The following is a 17,391-nucleotide window of genomic DNA, read 5'->3' as shown; positions in this document are numbered from 1 at the left end:
CGCGGTGACACGCGCGGGAGACGGTGCGGCGTCTGCGGTGGTCTCAGATGTGGACACCTTCGGTGTGGTTCCGTCGGCGGTACACGATGCTGGTCGCCAGGGAGGCGAGGATCAGCACCAGGCCGATGAGACCGGTCACCGTCTCGGGGACCTCGGTGCCGAGTGAGTACAGCAGAAGCAGCGCCAGCGCGCCGATCGCCCAGTGGGCGCCGTGTTCGAGGAAGACGTACTCAGACAGGGTTCCCCGGTGAACGAGGTAGATCGTCAGCGACCGCACGAACATCGCGCCGATGAGGCCCAGACCCAGAGCGATGATGATCGGGTCCGCCGTGATGGCGAAGGCCCCGATCACGCCGTCGAACGAGAACGACGCGTCCAGCACCTCCAGATAGAGGAACAGGAAGAAGCCCGCGCGCCCCGTCGCCTTGGCGAGTGCGGTCGGGCCGTCCCCCGACTCGGTCTCGATGTGGAAGAGACGGCCGAGCCCGTTGACCACGATGTAGGTGATCACGCCGAGGACGCCGGCAACCATCACCGTCGATGTATCGTGGTCCGGCGCGACGAGCGTGGCCGCCAGCACCAAGATCGTCAACGCCACCACCACCGGTGCCTCGCGGAGCCGGCCGATGCGCAGCAGGGGCCGCTCGATCCACGACAGCCAGGTGAGCTCCTTGTCCTCGAACAGGAACCCGAGGAACAGCATCAGGAGGAACATTCCGCCGAACGAGGCGATCTGCGGGTGCGCCGCGGTCACGATGCTCTCGTAGGTCGGCGAGCCGTCCGTCGGCGGGTTGAGCGCGAGGTGAAGCGCGTCGACCGGGTCGAGGCCCGCGGTGAGCCAGACGATCCCCAGCGGGAAGGCCAGGCGCATGCCGAACACGGCGATGATGACACCGATCGTGAGGAACATCCGCTGCCAGAAGTCGCTCATCCGCTGCAGGACCGTGGCATTGATGACGGCGTTGTCGAAGGAGAGCGAGACCTCCAGCACACCCAGGATCAGGGTGAGCAGTACGGCCGTCGAACCGCCGTACAGGAACGCGGCGACCAGCGCCGCGATCGAGACGACGAACGACATTCCGAAGATGCGAAGAGTCACGCGGGGATCCCAACCTTCATGACAGGCGACGGTACCCGGGCGAGGCGTCGCTGGCGCTTCCCGGAGGCGAGCCGGCCAGGCCGTGGGGAAACGGGAACTGACTGACTGTTCGAGTCAGGAGGCACTCATGAAACTTGCGGCACTCAGTCCAGCAATCGGGCTCGGACACGCGGTGGCATGCCTGGTAAGAAATTAATTGCTTTGGCCGACGCAATCTTCCGAGCTTTCAAAATATGCTTGCCTGACACCGAAGAAGGAGAATTGAGAATGGCTCAGTGCAACTGCAGTTGTGCATACTGCAAAGAGGCTAATGTGAACGACCGGAGCGTGCATCAGTGCAAGAACTTGCCGCGCTGTTCGGTTGCGTCCAAGAGCTGACGACCATGGCAGAGACTGGATCATCGTCGCGGTCAGGCGATTTCACGGAACCGCACAGATGCCGGAGTTGCAGCCGAGCTTTCTGGGGTAAGCGGTCGTGGAACCGGGTCACGGTGAACTGTCCGCACTGCGGCGCGGGAAACTGACGAATCGGAAGAATGGGCGGGTGTCGACCGAATGGTCGACACCCGCCCATTTTACCTGGCAGTTGGATTGAACGTCTGACCCCAGAAATGGGGACACGCGGTTCGGTCCACCAGAAACGGTTACTCGCAATGGACGACTGACACGGTCTGGGATGGCCGAATACCATCGACCGCGTATCTGATTTACCGGATTCTCCATGCGAACCGGAAGTCGTATCTCGAATTTGAGGAGAATTTCCTGATGGCAGTCAGTGTTGACTTCTATGCCGTGCTCGAGATCGCGCGCGATGCCGACGATGACACCATCAATGCGGCTTTGAAATCGAAACTGCGGTTGTGGCGCAAAGCGACGAACTCTCCGGACCTCAGTACTCGGCAGGAGGCGGAGACGTGGATGGCGCGGCTTCGTGAGGCCAGCGACACGCTGCTCGATCCGCAGCGCCGCGCGGCCTATGACCGCGAACTGCAGACCGCCGGCGTCGCGCAGCCGCAGACGCAGCAGGCGGCGGGCGAGGGCACGGACTGGGTGGCTCGGGCGCGGGAGGAGCTCGGCCGAGGCGATTACCACTCTGCGGCGTACTCGGCTCGCGAGGCCACTCACTCGATCGGCAACAGCGCGGAGTCGTGGGGTCTCCGCTCTCGCGCCAATGCCGGTCTGGGAAACCTTCAGGACGCTCTGTACGAGGCACGCCAGGCGACCACCATCGAGGCCAACAACCCGGAGTACCACTTCCAGCTGGGCATGATCTTCGAGAAGTTGGCGCAGTTCCAGGATGCGATCAACGCATACCAAGTGTCGATGCAGCTGGATCCTTCCGCGCCGCAGTACATGGTGGCGGTCGCCAACGTCATGTCCGACAACGGGCAGCTCGACGATGCGCTCGACTTCATCCGGCAGCACCTGCAGCGCTTCCAGGGCGCGCAGATCGTCTTCGACTACTACGCAACCCTCCTCGCACTCAAGGCGGAGAGCATCCCGCGATACAACGGGCGCGGTCAGTACATGATCACGTCGAAGTCCGAGATCGAGCAGATGCGACCGTTGATCGCCGAGGCGATGGCGCACAACCGAGATCCGGAGATGGCGAAGGAACTGGACAAGATCAGCCGCTTCCTCGATACCAGCGAGGAGCAGGTCTTCAGCGTCCCCGGCGACGGATGGGGTCAGAAGGCGCTGATCCTCGCCTCCCCGATCCTGTGCATCGTCATCGGCGCGATCATCGGCCTCACGGTGATCGGTGTGCTCCTCGCTGTCGCGGCCGGTGCGGGCATCTACTTCACCTGCTGGGTGCCGCGATACAAGGCCAACGACCGTGACGACCTGCGCAAGGGCTACCTGCAGGGATACATCGGCTGACCTGGCCGGCTGGGTACCGACTGCGACGAAAGGTTCATGGACATGGGTAGAGCCGTTGGAATCGACCTCGGGACGACGTACTCCGCGGTGGCAGCCATCGAGGCTGGGGCGCCGGAGGTGATCCGGAACGACGACGGCGACTACACGACGCCGTCGGTGCTGTACTTCGACGGCGAGGAGGTCTCCCTCGGCGTCTGCGCTGAGAACATGCGGGCGAAGGCGGAAGGCGATGTGGCGTCGCTCATAAAGCGCCAGATGGGCAACACCGACTTCGTCTTCGTTCCGGACAGCAACGACAACGAGTACCGCGCGGAGGACCTGTCCGCTCTGATCCTCACCAAGTTGGTCGCCAGCGCCGAGAACGTCCTGGGCGAGGAGATCACCGACGTGGTCATCACGGTGCCCGCGTACTTCGAGGACGAACACCGCAACGCGACGCGGACGGCCGCGGAGATCGCCGGCCTCACCGTGCTGCAGTTGATCAACGAGCCGACCGCAGCGGCTCTGAGCTTCGGAGTCGGTTCGGGATTCTCCGGAACCCTCCTCGTCTACGACCTCGGCGGCGGCACTTTCGACGTCACGGTGCTGCGCTGCCAGAACAATGACTTCACCGTCCTGGCCTCGCTCGGCGACCGCAACCTCGGTGGTTTCGACTTCAACAACGCCCTGTTCGGTGTGGTGAACGAGAAGTTCAAGGAGCAGACCGGTCAGCCGATTCCCACCGACCAGTATCTGCAGGTCATGGATGCCGTCGAAGACACCAAGCGCCGGTTGTCGCAGGCGGAGAAGGCGACCGTCTTCATCTCGGCCCTGGGTCAGAACGTGAAAGTTCAGGTGACACGGCAGGAGTTCGAGTCGGCGGCGTCGTTCCTGCTCAAGACGACGGAGTTCCTGGTCGACGAATCGGTCGAGACGGCGGGGGTCTCGTACTCGGCGATCGACAAGGTCCTTCTGGTCGGCGGATCCACTCGTATGCCGATGGTCCAGAATCTGGTGGAACGGTTGACCGGTCAGACTCCGGACAAGTCGGTCCACCCGGATCAGGCGGTGGCGCTCGGTGCGGCGATCGTCGCCGACAAGGTGTCGGCGGACAGGGCCGGAGCGGCGCCGGACATGCCGGCCGGTGGCAGCATCGACTTCTCAGATGTCATCTCGCAAGGTGTCGGGGTGCTGGCGCTCAACGCCGCCTCACAGCTTGCCTACACCCAGTTGATCCCGCCGCAGACGTCCATTCCGGCTCAGGCGGAGCATGATTTCGGCCTACCCGTCGAGAATCAGCAGGAGATCAGGCTGCAGATCGTGTCGCATGACGTCGACGGGGTGCTTGAAGCGCAGGTCAAGAGTCTCGGTGAGAGCATGCTGAAGGTTCCGCCGGGCCGTGCAGCGGGCAGTGGCGTGCGGGTGATCTTCTCGGCGGACATCGACGGGATCATTCACGTCCAGGTCATCGATCTGACCGAAGGGATCAACCTCGGCGAGATGGAAGTGAAGCGTCCCGGCGAGATGGATCCCAAGCGGATGGCGCAAGCGCGCGAGTTGGTCGCGTCCGCGCAGTTCACATGATCGGAGAACCGGTGGATCAGACGCTCGCCGATGTCTCGAAGCGGCTCGACGACCTCACGGAGCTCTTCCGGAGACGGCTCCTCAACGACAACCGTGGCCAGGAGTTGCTCGGGGAGCTGCGGGCCAAGTCGGCGCTCGACGAGACCCTGCTGGTAGGGCGAGTGCTCCGGCCCGTCGCCACCCGGCTGATGAATGTCATCGACCGTGTCGACAACTGGGACGGTGAGGCGGACCCGCTCGCAGAGTCCGTTCGAGACGAGGTGATCCAGATCCTGGAGGACTTCGGGGTCGAGCAGATCGGCGTCGACGGAGATGTCGACCCGCGGAGACATCGCATCGAGTCGGTCGTTGTCGCCGACGCCCCCGAAGGCGCTATCACCGGACGCACCGTCCGCGGTTTCGAACTGGACGGTCGCGTGCTGCGCCCGGCGGGCGTGGTCGTGGCCGCGGGACCGAGGGCTCCTGGACAGAACGGCGCGGCGGATGACTAGTGGCGGTACCGGCCGTGACGATCAGCAGGACGCTCGTCGCCGCCTCACCGACGCGATGGCCGCGACGATGGCCGAGGCCGGCGGCCTCACAGCCGAAGCCGGCAGGCTCCTCGGGGAGATCGACATCGCGCTGTCGATCACGCGGACAACGCTCGACGACGAGCTGGCGGCGCAGCGGCGGCGACTCCGGCGCGAGAAGGAAGAGGCGGAGGCGAAGCTGCAGGCTGATGCCGTGCGGCGGACGCGGGCTGTTGGGGCGGCGCTGCGGGCCGCAGCCGAGGAACTCGCGCCCGGTGCGGCCGGTGCCGGATGGGCTGCGCGGGCGCTGAGCGTGCCGCAGCCGGCGCGGGCGGTACCGTCGGCGGTCCGGGTCGGCACCCTCCCGGGTGGTGCGCCGGCGCTTCTTCCGTTGATCGGCGTCTCGGGGTGGGTCGTCGGTGGCAGCGGTGCCGAGCAGTTGATCGCGGACACCGTGCTCAGACTGGCGCTGTCGGCGCCGCCGGAGTCCCTGCGGGTCTCGGTGTTCGATCCCAGGCTCCGTGGGATCCTCGGCTTCACGTCGTTGTTCCGCGACACCGATCCGATCGGGTACCCGCCCGCGATCCAGACCGAGGACGGGTTGCGGAGGCTGTTGTCCGGGCTCATCGACAGAATCGGCCGGGCTGCGGAGACGATGAGCACGGCGGGTGCGGCCGATCATCGGGACCTGCCGCTGTCGCAGGCGGGGCGTCTCGAACTCGCGGTCCTGCTCGACGCACCGAGCGGAGTCACCGAGACCGCCGCTGACGATCTCAATAGGATCGTCGAATCGGCGGCCGGGCGCGGCGTGTTTCTGCTGATCGCGAGCCCGGGGTACGTCGATGGCCCGATCCGCGTGGGTGATCGGGCACAGGTCGACGTCGACCGCGGGCTGGTCCGGGTCGACGCGGCCGGCGAGATCCGGTCGGATTCGTTCGCGGCCGTGCCCGGATTGACGGTTCGGGCTGATCCGTCGCCCACCCCAGCGGCGCGGAACAACTTGATCCACGCGAGGGCCGAAGCGATCGAGGCCGCGGCGCAGGGGACGATGACCTTGGAGGCGGTCCTCGCCGAGATCGATGCCGGATGGTCCGATCGCGGCGACGACGGGCTATCGGGCATCTTCGCGAGAATGCCCGGCGGACTCGGCGGCCTGGAACTCCGGAGTGCGAATCCGCCCGCGCCGAACGCGCTCATCGGCGGCGCCGTCGGCACGGGAAAGTCGAACCTGCTGCTCTGCTTGATCTATGGTCTCGCGAGCCGGTACTCGCCGCGGGACGTTCGTTTTCACCTGTTGGATTTCAAAGAGGGCGTCGAGTTCGCGCGGCTCGCACCGACCGGCGACGAGACCTGGTTGCCGCACGTCGACTCCCTCGGCCTGGAGAGCGATCGAGCGTACGGCGTGGCGGTTTTGGAGCATCTCGCCTCCGAGTTCGACCGCAGGGCGGACGCTTTCAAGTCGGCGGGCGCGTCTTCGCTCGCGGACTATCGGGCGCTGACAGGTCGGGACATGCCGCGGCTGGTGTTGGTGGCCGACGAGTTTCAGGTGCTCTTCGAACCGGACGACGATGTCGCGCAACGAGCGGTGCAGCTGATCGAACACCTCGCTCGGAAGGGCCGCGCCTACGGGGTCCACCTGGTGCTCGCATCGCAGACGCTGTCTGGTATTCAAGCGCTCGCGCTCAAGCGTGACGCCATCTTCGGTCAGTTCCACAACCGGATCTCGCTGCGGAACACCGAACACGAGTCGGAGACGATCCTCGGTGCGGGGAACCTCGCCGCGGGAGATCTGCACGGGCGTGGTCAGGCGGTGTTCAACGATGATCTCGGACATCTGGCGGCCAATCGGATCGGTTCGGTGGTGTGGGCCGATCCCGCCTACCTGGACCGGCTGCAGACGGAACTGTTCAGCCGGGCGATGGCGGATGGCTTCACTCCCCGGCGTCCCAGCACCTTCGTGAGTTCCGCCTACGCCGAGTGGATCCCAGCTGACGATCGAGAGATCGCCACGGTCGGAGTCCCGATCAGCGTCGGTGGAACCGCGCAGGGATTCTCGCTGAAGCGCGGCCGACTCGGCAACGTCGCGCTGATCGGCGACGACCTCGACCGCACCAGGGCGGTGCTGTCGTCGATCCACGCATCCATTCGCGCGTCCGATCTCGCCTCCGCGCAGTGGACCGTCATCGACAGCTCGGGCGTTGGGCTCGATGACGTCGGTCCGTGGGCGAACGAAGCGGGAATCCAGCGGATCTCAGCGGAAGAGGCGGATAGCTTCCTGCGTACCCTGACAGCGCGGACGGCGGTGCCGAGCAGCCGCATCGAGCGGGTGATCATCCTCGACGACCCCGACGACATCGCGTCGCTGGTCGATTCAGACGAATACCCGCGTCCGATCGAGGCGGTGGAGCGCTTCATCAAGCGATCGATTGCCTGCGGCATGCTCTTCGTGATCAGGTTCCGCTCGATGAGCTCATACGACGCGAGGACGGCGGGCGAACTTCGCGACGGCTTCCGGACGATCGTCCTGACCGAACCGGGATCGCAGACCGACCTGCTGGCGCCGGGCACCGGGCGCATGGACTTCAGCGGACCGCGCGTCGTCGTCGTCGACAGGAGCAGCGGTCGGCAGGATCTGTTGGTTCCGTTCGATCCGGCTGCGTTGCCGCAGAACGGTATCGAGAAGACGGAGGTGAGCATCCCGATATGACGGACACGGCATGGGACCGGTATCTGGGGGCGGTGAACGATCTCGCGGCGATCGACGGAGAGCTGATCGACGAGCGGCGGAGGTCGGATCACCTCTTCCAGGAACGGGAACGGAACGTGGCGGTGGAGGCTGCAGACCGCGAACAGTGCCTTGCCGGGCTCGACGGGCGGCGCGACGCACTGTCCGAGCAGCTGGATGCGGCGGCGCGGACGATCGGGCTCGATCGGGTGCCGGCCGCGGCCGTTCCACAGCAGGCCAGACACGCGCACGTGGTGCTGGCCGACCTCGAACTCGTCGTCGGCCGCCTCCAGAAGCACGCGTCGGTCGTGGAGGGGTACGAGCGCGCGAAGAAGCGAATCGCGCGAGACGAGGCCGACCGGGCGGCGCGACGTGAAGAACTCACGGCGAAACAGGCCGAGCGCGAGCGAAAGCTCGCCGAGGCACGGGAACGTGCGGTCGACGAGCGTAGACGGCACGAGCCGACCCGCGTGGCGAAGCCGGTGGCCACCGATCCGCTGCCCGCACCGCCGGCACCGAGCCGTACGGGTGCGATCGTGGCGGGCGCGGTCGGGACGCTCATCGTTCTCATCATCGTGCTGGTCCTGATTCTTTAGAGACAATGGAGGCTTCATGAGTGAAGTACAGGCTGAACGACAGGCGGTCATGCAGGCGGTTTCGACGTTGCAGCAGTTAGAACGGCTGATTCGCAGCCAGCACGGGGAAGTCCGGAACCTGTCGAGCGAGGTCCGCAGGGTCGCCGGTTCGACCTCGACCAAGGCCGACGACCGGATGGTCAATGCTCTGCAGGCCAGTTCGGTGAGCCTGGATGCATTGCAGCAGCGCATCGCCGCTGCGATGCGGCAGGCCGAAGACATCGCCAGGAGGCTCTGATGTCGAAACACGAGGAACTCACCCGCCAGGTGAAACAGCTGGCACGGAAGTCGGAGGACGCGAATCGGCAGGCCGCCGGTCTGAAGCAGTCCCTGAACCGCAACATCAGACAGGTTCATGCGGTCCTCGGCCGCGGCGGTTCTGGGCCGATCGGACAACTCTCGTACGCGCTCGATCAGGCGAACCAGGACATCGACAGGCTGTCAGTGAACCTGCACAACACCAAGAAGGCCGCCGAAGAGTTTGCGCGGCACCTCGAATCGCTGAACTGAGGGGCGAGATTCACGTCGCGAAGCCATCTCCGCACGCCGCGGATCCGGGATCCTGTCCGCTCCTTCACGATCGCCGCAGTCCAGACCGGACAAGTCCGCGCAGGTCGCACATAGACCCCAGAGGAAGGAATCGAACACCGTCACCGTAGTACCCGACGGCCCGGAAGACGACGAAGGCCCGGCACTCCGAGGGGGAGTGCCGGGCCTTCGATTCGTCAGTACCGACGTCCTACTCGGCGCCGATGATGAACGCCTCGAGCTGCGCGCGCGCCTTGTCGTCGGCGATCTGCTCGGGCGGGCTCTTCATCAGGTAGGCCGAGGCCGGGAGGATCGGGCCGCCGAGGCCGCGGTCCTTGGCGATCTTGGCGGCACGGACGGCGTCGATGATGATGCCTGCCGAGTTGGGGGAGTCCCAGACCTCGAGCTTGTACTCCAGGTTCAGCGGCACGTCGCCGAAGGCACGGCCCTCGAGACGGACGTAGGCCCACTTGCGGTCGTCGAGCCACTGGACGTAGTCCGACGGGCCGATGTGCACGTTCTTGTCGTAGACCTTGCCGGCGAGCGGGCCGTCGAGGATCGAGGTGACGGCCTGCGTCTTGCTGACCTTCTTCGACTCCAGACGCTCACGCTCGAGCATGTTCTTGAAGTCCATGTTGCCGCCGACGTTCAGCTGGTAGGTGCGGTCGAGCTCCACACCGCGATCCTCGAACAGCTTCGCCATGACGCGGTGGGTGATGGTCGCGCCGACCTGGCTCTTGATGTCGTCGCCGACGATCGGGACGCCCGCGGCGCGGAACTTCTCGGCCCACTCGGGGTCGGAGGCGATGAACACGGGCAGGGCGTTGACGAAGGCCACGCCGGCGTCGATGGCGCACTGAGCGTAGAACTTGTCGGCCTGCTCGGAACCGACCGGCAGGTAGCTGACCAGGACGTCGACGTCGTTGTCCTTGAGGGCCTTCACGATGTCGACGCCTTCGCCGTCGGCCTCGGTGATGGTCTCGCGGTAGTACTTGCCGAGACCGTCGAGGGTGTGGCCGCGCTGGACGGTCACGTTCAACGGCGGGACGTCGGCGATCTTGATGGTGTTGTTCTCGCTGTTGACGATCGCCTCGGAGAGGTCGAAGCCGACCTTCTTGGCGTCGACGTCGAAAGCGGCGACGAACTCGACGTCACGGACGTGGTAATCGCCGAACTTGACGTGCATCAGACCGGGGACGGTCGCGTTCTCATCGGCGTCGCGGTAGTACTGAACGCCCTGAACCAAGGATGAGGCGCAGTTACCCACGCCAACGATGGCCACGCGCACTTTGTTGGTTTCACCCATGGTCGGGATCTCCTTCTTGTTGCAGCGGTACGGCGGAATGCTGTGCCGCCGAGTTCTTTCCTACTTCGTCCTGCGTCGTCGTCTCCGACGACGAGGAACGAAAATCCGGGGTGCCGACAGACCCGGAGGCCTCGTCGGCGATCAATTTGTTGAGCCACTGGACCTCGCGCTCGGAGGTCTCCAGGCTGAGCTCGTGCATCTGGCGCGTGTAGTGATCGTTCGAGCGCGTCGCACGGCCGAGCAGATCGCGCAGACCCTCGCGGCGTTCCTCGACCTGCCTGCGGCGGCCCTCGAGGATGCGCATGCGAGCCACCGCGGGCGTCCTGCTGAAGAAGGCCAGGTGCACACCGAAGCCGTCGTCGGTGTAGTTCTGCGGGCCGGTGTCCGCGACCAACTCGGTGAAGCGCGACTCGCCCGCCGGAGTGAGCCGGTACACGCGGCGTGCCCGGCGGACCTTGGTTCCCGTGGAGGTCTCGGGCTCGTCTTCGGCGATCAGCCCGTCGGCCTGCATGCGGCGCAGGGTCGGATACAGCGAGCCGTACGAGAACGCGCGGAACGCGCCGAGCAGCCCGGTGAGCCGCTTGCGCAGTTCGTACCCGTGCATGGGCGATTCGAGCAGCAGGCCGAGAATCGCCATTTCGAGCATGACTCGGCCCCCTTTCGATGCGTTATCGCGCCTTGATGCAGCATCTAATGTATCGCATCGATATAACTCGCAGTGAAGTTGCGAGTACGGCAGCGGCTTGATCTGCATCACAGGGCAGTCGTGGCGGGCTCGCGTCTAGGCTTGGGAACGTGCAGCGGCAGATCGTGGACTACGCACTCGCGCGACGCGAGTGCCTAGCGCGTGTGCGGACGGGCCGCACGGCCCTGTCCCAGGTGTGCGACGCCGACCCCTACCTCTTGCGGGCGGCCAAGTTCCACGGAAAGCCGACCGACGAGGTCTGTCCCGTGTGCCGGAAAGAGCAGGTCACGGTGGTGTCCTGGGTGTTCGGAGAGCACCTCGGACACATCCACGGCTCGGCTCGTTCGGCGGGCGAGATCGAGGCCCTCGACGGGAGTGCCGGCGCCTTCACGGTTCACGTCGTCGAAGTCTGCCGAACCTGCCGGTGGAACTATCTCGTGCAGTCGTACGTTGCCGGATTGCCCGAGGGCGCCGGTCGACGGCGTCGCCGGGTCGCCAAGTGATGTGACCGGAGTTGGCGCAGCCGCAGCCATACGTCACAGTTGAGAGTGTTAGTTTCGTCCGCGCAACAGCGCAGAGAAGTGGGTGAGCGATGACCAGCGGTAAAGGTGCTGCGACGTCGGAGAAATCGACGGCGGTGAAGGCCACGGCGTGGACGCTGGGCATTCTTGCCGGAGCAGTGCCGCTGGTCGCCGTCTTCCTGGTGGTGGCCTTCCTGTTCACCTACTTGACGGTGGACGTGCCGTCGCCGGGCGACATCAAGCAGAACCAGGTCGCCACCATCACCGACAGCAAGGGCGGGACGATCGCCAAGATCGTGCCACCCGAGGGCAACCGGACCGACGTCAAGTACGAGGACATCCCGCAGTCCATGGTCGACGCGGTGAAGGCCGCCGAGGACCGAGACTTCGACTCGAACGCGGGTTTCTCGACCTCCGGCTTCACCCGGGCCGTGCTGGGCAAGGCCTTCGGCAAGTCCGGTGCGGGCGGCGGCTCCACCATCACCCAGCAGTACGTGAAGAACGCGATCGTCGGTGACGAGGTCAGCTACAAGCGCAAGTTCAAAGAACTCGCGATCGCCACCAAGATGTCCCGCCAGTGGTCCAAGGAAGAGATCATGGCGGCGTATCTGAACACCATCTACTTCGGCCGCGGCGCCTACGGCGTCGACGCCGCCGCGCGCGCGTACTTCAACAAGCCGCTCAAGAAGCTCACCCCGTCGGAGTCGGCGCTGCTCGCCGGCATCATCCGCGGTCCGTCGATCTACGATCCCGCGGTGAACCCGGATCTGGCGGTCAGCCGCTGGAACTACGTGCTCGACGGCATGGTCTCGATCGGCGCACTCAGCAAGTCTGACCGCGACGCGCAGAAGTTCCCGAAGGTCGCGAAGGTCAAGGATCAGACGGCCGAGGCCAACGAAGGACCCAACGGCCTGATCAAACGGCAGGTGCTGGCCGAACTCGAGAAGCTCGGCATCACCGAGCAGCAGGTGCAGACCTCCGGTCTGAAGATCACCACCTCGATCGATCCGAAGGTGCAGAAGGCGCTGGTCTCCGCGGCGCGCAACAAGCTCGACGGCGAGCCGAAGAACCTGCGCACCGCGTCGGTGTCCATCGATCCCGCGACCGGCGGCATCCAGGGCTACTACGGTGGCGAGGACGGACAGGGCTGGGACTACGCTTCGGCCGGCCTGCAGACCGGTTCGATCTTCAAGGTCTTCGCGCTGGTCGCGGCCCTGGAGCAGGACATCCCGCTCTCGAAGTACTACAGCTCGGCGCCGTACGAGGCGCCCGGCGGCCTGGTGGTCCAGAACTCCGACGGCGAGAGCTGCGGCAGCTGCAACCTGGCCACCGCGCTGAAGATGTCGCTGAACACCGTCTACTACCGGCTCATGATGGACCTGAACGGTCAGGCCGACGCGGTCGCCGACACGGCGCACCGGCTCGGCATCGCCGAGAGCTTCGGCGACATCCAGCACACCCTGCAGGAGAAGAACGGCCACAGCGAAGGCGGCGTGGTCCTGGGCCAGTACCCGTCCCGCGTGCTCGACATGGCCTCGGCCTACGCGACGCTCGCCGCGTCGGGCATCCACCGCGACCCGTTCTTCGTCCAGAAGGTCGAGACCTCGACCGGCGACGTGCTCTTCGAACGCCAGAAGGACAAGGGCAAGCGCGTGGTCTCGGAGGCCGTCGCGGACAACGTGACCTCGGCGATGATGCCGATCGCGGCCTACTCCAACGGCAACTCGCTGTACGACTCGACCTACGGGCCGCGGCCGTCGGCGGCCAAGACCGGTACCGCCCAGCTCGGCGACACCGGATACAACAAGGACGCGTGGATGGCCGGCTACACGCCGCAGCTGTCGACGGCCACCTGGGTCGGCACGGACAAGGGCGCGCCGCTGCGCAACTACTCCGGATCGTCGATCTACGGCAGCGGACTGCCCGCTCAGATCTGGAAGGCCTCGATGGACGCCGCCCTGGAGGGCGAGCCGATCGAGCAGTTCCCGACCCCCGAGGCGGTCGGCGGACAGGCGGGCGTCCCGTATGAGCCGCCGCCCACCACCTACACCCCGACCGAGACTCAGACCACCCGCGAGCGTCCTCGACTTCCGCGTCTGCCCGGGCAGAACGAGAACGGCGACGTGGTGATCGCTCCGGGCGTCACGATCCCGATCGGCGGCGGTGACGATGAGTCGCCCACCCAGGAGCCGGGCACCGGCGGTGACGACGGAACCGGAACAGGTCCGGGCAACGGAACCGGCAACGGCAACGGGACCGCGAACAACAATCGCGGCCGCAATCCGACCGATCAGCAACTCGCTCCAGCAGCACCGGTGCCCGCGACGTAGTGACGCAGCAGCCGACGTGGGACTCGCCGGAACCGCTCGCAGATGATCTGCGGGTGGAGACCGAGCGTGTGGTGCCGTCGTGGTCGAGCCCCCAGTTGGCGGCGGCCAGCGACTCGATCGGCGGGCCTGTCGGACTGCACGCCGCCGTCGGTCGCAGTCGGACCTGGACGCCGGTGCGGGTGGTCCTCCTGCTCGCCCTGGTGGGGCTGTCGATCAGCTGGTTCGGCAAAGCCGGCTGCATCCAGCAGGCGCCCGTCCGGGACGCACCCGGTCAGGTGCGTCTGAACTGGGACAACCAGCGGCAGTTCGTCGGCCTGTGCTACTCCGATCTGGTCGCGTCGTACGAGCAGGACAAGCTGACTCCCGCCGACCTGGCCAAGGGCGCCTTCCCGTACCGCACCCACTGGATGCAGAGCGACGGCGACGGCGCCCAGACCAAGGCTTATCTCGCCGAGCCGGCGCTGACTGGGCTGTTCATGTACGTCAGCGCCCAGGCCGCGCGGGGCTGGGGCCTGTTGGCCGACACCCTGGGGCTGCCGAAGACGCTCGACGTGGTGAACTACTTCAACATCAGCGCTGTGCTGCTGTCGCTGTTCTGGCTGCTCGCGGTGTGGGCCACGATGATGACCGACCGCCGCCGACTGTGGCTCGGCGCGCTGATGGCGCTCTCGCCCCTGCTGTTCTTCCACGCCTTCACCTCGACCGACGTCATCGCCATCGCGATGGTGGCCGTGGCGATGCTGTGCTGGACGCGCGGCCGCCCCGGCTGGACGGGTGTCTTCGCCGGCCTCGGCGCCGCCGCGGCGGTGTATCCGCTTCTGCTTCTGCCCGCGATCGCGGTCCTGTGCGTCCGGCAGCGAGAGCTCCGCAGGCTGGCGGTCGTCGTCGGAGCGGCGGCGGCGAGTTGGCTGGTGATCAATCTGCCGCTGATGATCCTGTACCCGACGGGATGGAGCCAGGCTTTCCGCGTCTGGCGCGACCGCGGCGTGGAACCGGACACCCTGTACCGCCTGATATCGATGGCGACCGGATGGAACCCGTCGACGGCCCTGCTCAACGGCATCGTCCTGCTGCTGATCGCCGTGGTCGCCGCCGTCGCATACATCGGGCTGCGCGCGAGCGGCGAACCGACCCTGGCGCAGCTGATGTTCCTGCTGGTGGCCGGCTTCCTGCTGTTCGGGAAGGAATGGACACCGCAGTCGTCGCTGTGGCTGGTCCCGCTCGCCGTGCTGGCGGTCCCGTACCCGAGCGCGGTGCTGGCGTGGATGACCTTCGACGCGCTCGTCTGGATTCCGCGGATGGGCCTGTTCCTGGACCCGAGCCGCAAATGGCTTCCGCCGGACGTCTTCTACGCCGTCAACACGCTTCGCGGTGCGGTTCTGGTCGGCTTGTGCGCGGTGGTCGTGTGGCAGCTGCTCCGCGTCGACGACGACGAACCCTCATCGTCCCGGCTGATGCGTTCGCCGGTCGCAGGCGAAGCCGCGACCGGGTCACCGAGCGTCTGATCGAGCTCCGAGCCGCGCCGCGAGCAGATCCCGCGAGGCCGGCCAGTCGTCGTCGACGATCGCGAACTGGGCGGTGGTCCGCCATCCGCCGCGGAATCGGCGGTGCTTTCCCAGCTCGCCCTCCGGAACCGCGCCGAGTCTGGTGATCGCGGCGCGCGAACGCGCGTTCTCGGCGTGGGTGTGCCACACGATCCGCACCGCGTCGCACACGGTGAACGCGTACTCGCAGAGCAGGAGTTTGGCCGCCGGATTGACCGCGGTTCCCATCGCCGCGGGGCCGTAATAGGTGGAGCCGATCGCGAGGGACCGGTTCGCGGAGTCGACGTCGTAGAAGCTCGTGGTGCCGACGAGCCGTCCCTGCGCGTCGAGGACGGCGAACGGTATGCGCCGCGGATCCGAGAGCGCCGCGGTGATCCAGGCCGCGGCAGCTGTCGTGTCGCGCGGGAGGTCGCCGGTCCATTTGTACAGTTCGGGATCGCCGGCAACCCTGCCGAGCGCTTCGGCGTCCGCGGGCACGAGCGGTCGAAGGGTCACGTGCCGGTTGGCCAGCGTCGGCGCGCCGAGCCAGCTGCGGGCGCCGGCCGCGTCGGCGGCGGCGAGTCGGGTGAGCGGTCCCTTCGGCGGCACACCGCCGGTCAGATACGAGGCGAGCGGCTCGCGGGGCCGGGCTCTGACGAACACGAAGATGAGCGCCACGAGCAGGACGGCGTGGGTCCAGACGCCGAAGTTGACTCCGGTGAGGACCCAGGCACGTGTGGTCGCCGAGTAGTTCATCAGGAGGTGGAAGATCGTCAGATCGAGGGCAGCGTCGGCCACCAGGTACAGCGCGATCAGCCACCAGCGGACCCGCAGCAGCACGAAGAACGGGAGGATCCAGAGGGTGTACTGCGGCGAGTGGACCTTGTGGAAGACCATGAATCCGGCGAGCATCGCGGCGCTGACGCCCAGCCACGGGAACACGCCGTCGCGCCGATAGACGCGCCACCCGAGCCAGCAGGCGAGGGCGAACGAGCCGATGATCAGCAGGGGTGACGCGACGTCGACGATGCTGTTGTAGGTCGAGGTCTCACCGCCGGTCAGGAAGCGCAGCCCCCAGTACCAGATCGAGTTGGTGGAGAGATTCGCCTCGCGCTTGCTCTGGAAGTCGATCGCGGCCTTCCATCCCTCGTAGCCGGCGATCATGAACGGGACCTGCGTCACCGCGACCGTCACCACGGCCGACAGCGCCACATAGGCCGCACCGGCCCAGTCGAGCCCCCGCGGCCTGCGATCGGTCTTCTCTCCGCGGGTGAGGACGTAGAGCATCAACGGCAGAACGAAGAGTCCGGGATAGATCTTCAGAGAGAACCCCACCCCGAGCGGGATCGCCGCCACGATCGCGGTGGTCCGCACCGACCAGCGTCGCAGGCCGGTCGCGGGATCCGCGGAGCCGCCCCAGGCCATGACGGCCACACCGGCCACGGCGGCGCAGACCACCGGCAGTTCCCAGTTGTGCAGGGCGTAGAGCATCAGGGGCGGGGTCGCGGCCCAGAGCAGCACCCACCAGCGCGTCATCAGCGCCAGGAGGATCGTCGTGATGAAGGCGAAGGGCAACAGAATGACGAGGCTGTGCCAGAGGAACTCGCGGTCGGTGTGGGCGCCGAGCGAACTGAACCACATGATCAGTCCCGACAGCACCGGGTACTCGACGACGCCGCCGAACAGTTCGCCGCTCGGCGTGATCCCGCCGTGGATGTACGGGAAGACGTGGTCGGCCAGGCCGCGGCCGTGCCACATCGTCATCAGATCCGAGTAGCAGGGGACGACGTCGTACGGGCTGCCGTAGAGCCATTCGCGTTTGGCGCCCGACGTCGGGGTGGTGCAGCGCACCTTCGTCGCATAAGAGGCCGCGGCCGACGCGGCGGTGAACAGCATCGCGGTCACGAGGATCACGGCGGTCTCACCGAAGTGAAGCCGCTTGGCGGCGAAGGCATTGCGGGCCGATGGCATGCGATGAGCCTAGTGCAGCCCGGTGACGTCCGCCGGTGCGGCCCGGCGGTGATTTCGCAGGTCAGTCCGCTCTCATGTATCTTTGACAGGTTGCCGACGCAGGCGACCCTCCTGC

General features: G+C 66.4%; 14 protein-coding genes. 10 read left to right on the top strand and 4 right to left on the bottom strand.

The features are described 5' to 3' along the window. Nucleotides 1-43 precede the first annotated feature (43 nt). Nucleotides 44-1,099: a DUF475 domain-containing protein gene (locus tag P5P27_RS18890; RefSeq protein WP_045538198.1), complete on the bottom strand. Its 1,056-nt coding sequence runs from the start codon at nucleotides 1,097-1,099 to the stop codon at nucleotides 44-46. 765 nt (nucleotides 1,100-1,864) lie between these two features. On the opposite strand from P5P27_RS18890, the gene P5P27_RS18885 reads away from it, so the two are divergent. From P5P27_RS18885 to P5P27_RS18855, 7 genes are read left to right on the top strand one after another with little or no spacing between them, the layout of a single operon-like run. After that, a complete protein-coding gene (locus P5P27_RS18885; RefSeq protein ID WP_006896713.1) occupies nucleotides 1,865-2,980 on the top strand; it encodes a DnaJ domain-containing protein in 1,116 nt (371 codons plus the stop codon). Nucleotides 2,981-3,022: 42 nt separating this feature from the next. Further along, nucleotides 3,023-4,543: an Hsp70 family protein gene (locus P5P27_RS18880; protein WP_039867584.1), complete on the top strand. Its 1,521-nt coding sequence runs from the start codon at nucleotides 3,023-3,025 to the stop codon at nucleotides 4,541-4,543. An 11-nt stretch (nucleotides 4,544-4,554) separates the two neighbouring features. Then, nucleotides 4,555-5,034 carry a nucleotide exchange factor GrpE gene (locus P5P27_RS18875; RefSeq protein WP_006896711.1) on the top strand — a complete coding sequence of 160 codons (480 nt, stop codon included), beginning with the start codon at nucleotides 4,555-4,557 and terminating at the stop codon, nucleotides 5,032-5,034. Next, nucleotides 5,027-7,759, top strand: coding sequence for an FtsK/SpoIIIE domain-containing protein (locus P5P27_RS20715; RefSeq protein WP_341338808.1), 2,733 nt, complete (start codon nucleotides 5,027-5,029; stop codon nucleotides 7,757-7,759). The genes P5P27_RS18875 and P5P27_RS20715 overlap by 8 nt, the downstream gene beginning before the upstream one ends. Beyond that, the gene (locus tag P5P27_RS18865; RefSeq protein WP_006896709.1) at nucleotides 7,756-8,373 is read left to right on the top strand and encodes a hypothetical protein; all 618 of its coding nucleotides are present in this window, start codon (nucleotides 7,756-7,758) and stop codon (nucleotides 8,371-8,373) included. Before P5P27_RS20715 ends, P5P27_RS18865 begins: the two co-directional genes overlap by 4 nt. A gap of 16 nt (nucleotides 8,374-8,389) precedes the next feature. Further along, nucleotides 8,390-8,650 carry a hypothetical protein gene (locus P5P27_RS18860; protein WP_006896708.1) on the top strand — a complete coding sequence of 87 codons (261 nt, stop codon included), beginning with the start codon at nucleotides 8,390-8,392 and terminating at the stop codon, nucleotides 8,648-8,650. Then, entirely contained in the window at nucleotides 8,650-8,922 is a 273-nt protein-coding gene (locus tag P5P27_RS18855) for a hypothetical protein (protein WP_006896707.1), read from the top strand. Before P5P27_RS18860 ends, P5P27_RS18855 begins: the two co-directional genes overlap by 1 nt. A 229-nt stretch (nucleotides 8,923-9,151) precedes the next feature. Here the strand turns inward: P5P27_RS18855 and P5P27_RS18850 are convergent, their stop codons facing one another. Next, complete coding sequence (locus tag P5P27_RS18850) at nucleotides 9,152-10,246, bottom strand: inositol-3-phosphate synthase (protein WP_006896706.1); 1,095 nt, start codon at nucleotides 10,244-10,246, stop codon at nucleotides 9,152-9,154. Further along, entirely contained in the window at nucleotides 10,239-10,892 is a 654-nt protein-coding gene (locus P5P27_RS18845) for a PadR family transcriptional regulator (RefSeq protein ID WP_006896705.1), read from the bottom strand. Before P5P27_RS18845 ends, P5P27_RS18850 begins: the two co-directional genes overlap by 8 nt. Nucleotides 10,893-11,041: 149 nt before the next feature. On the opposite strand from P5P27_RS18845, the gene P5P27_RS18840 reads away from it, so the two are divergent. From P5P27_RS18840 to P5P27_RS18830, 3 genes are all read left to right on the top strand, one after another. Further along, nucleotides 11,042-11,434 carry a DUF5318 family protein gene (locus tag P5P27_RS18840; RefSeq protein WP_045539792.1) on the top strand — a complete coding sequence of 131 codons (393 nt, stop codon included), beginning with the start codon at nucleotides 11,042-11,044 and terminating at the stop codon, nucleotides 11,432-11,434. An 89-nt stretch (nucleotides 11,435-11,523) separates the two neighbouring features. Beyond that, the gene (locus P5P27_RS18835; RefSeq protein ID WP_006896703.1) at nucleotides 11,524-13,782 is read left to right on the top strand and encodes a transglycosylase domain-containing protein; all 2,259 of its coding nucleotides are present in this window, start codon (nucleotides 11,524-11,526) and stop codon (nucleotides 13,780-13,782) included. Further along, complete coding sequence (locus tag P5P27_RS18830; RefSeq protein WP_278125513.1) at nucleotides 13,782-15,287, top strand: glycosyltransferase family 87 protein; 1,506 nt, start codon at nucleotides 13,782-13,784, stop codon at nucleotides 15,285-15,287. The genes P5P27_RS18835 and P5P27_RS18830 overlap by 1 nt, the downstream gene beginning before the upstream one ends. Here the strand turns inward: P5P27_RS18830 and P5P27_RS18825 are convergent. Continuing rightward, entirely contained in the window at nucleotides 15,273-17,276 is a 2,004-nt protein-coding gene (locus P5P27_RS18825; protein ID WP_278125512.1) for a GNAT family N-acetyltransferase, read from the bottom strand. The two genes, P5P27_RS18830 and P5P27_RS18825, sit on opposite strands and share 15 nt — an antisense overlap. Nucleotides 17,277-17,391 lie beyond the last annotated feature (115 nt).

Origin of the sequence: Gordonia sihwensis (genome assembly GCF_029632925.1) — a bacterium.
In the GTDB taxonomy this organism is placed as follows: Bacteria; Actinomycetota; Actinomycetes; order Mycobacteriales; family Mycobacteriaceae; genus Gordonia; species Gordonia sihwensis.
Note: the sequence above shows the minus strand (reverse complement) of the source record. Positions and strands in the feature narration are given on the sequence as shown.

What these genes read in the sequence shown, in the direction of transcription:
- P5P27_RS18835 (WP_006896703.1), top strand. Translation starts at nt 11,524, where the DNA reads ATGACCAGCGGTAAAGGTGCTGCGACGTCGGAGAAATCGACGGCGGTG.
- P5P27_RS18850 (WP_006896706.1), bottom strand. Translation starts at nt 10,246, where the DNA reads ATGGGTGAAACCAACAAAGTGCGCGTGGCCATCGTTGGCGTGGGTAAC.
- P5P27_RS18825 (WP_278125512.1), bottom strand. Translation starts at nt 17,276, where the DNA reads ATGCCATCGGCCCGCAATGCCTTCGCCGCCAAGCGGCTTCACTTCGGT.
- P5P27_RS18880 (WP_039867584.1), top strand. Translation starts at nt 3,023, where the DNA reads ATGGGTAGAGCCGTTGGAATCGACCTCGGGACGACGTACTCCGCGGTG.
- P5P27_RS18855 (WP_006896707.1), top strand. Translation starts at nt 8,650, where the DNA reads ATGTCGAAACACGAGGAACTCACCCGCCAGGTGAAACAGCTGGCACGG.
- P5P27_RS18865 (WP_006896709.1), top strand. Translation starts at nt 7,756, where the DNA reads ATGACGGACACGGCATGGGACCGGTATCTGGGGGCGGTGAACGATCTC.
- P5P27_RS18860 (WP_006896708.1), top strand. Translation starts at nt 8,390, where the DNA reads ATGAGTGAAGTACAGGCTGAACGACAGGCGGTCATGCAGGCGGTTTCG.
- P5P27_RS18845 (WP_006896705.1), bottom strand. Translation starts at nt 10,892, where the DNA reads ATGCTCGAAATGGCGATTCTCGGCCTGCTGCTCGAATCGCCCATGCAC.
- P5P27_RS18885 (WP_006896713.1), top strand. Translation starts at nt 1,865, where the DNA reads ATGGCAGTCAGTGTTGACTTCTATGCCGTGCTCGAGATCGCGCGCGAT.
- P5P27_RS20715 (WP_341338808.1), top strand. Translation starts at nt 5,027, where the DNA reads ATGACTAGTGGCGGTACCGGCCGTGACGATCAGCAGGACGCTCGTCGC.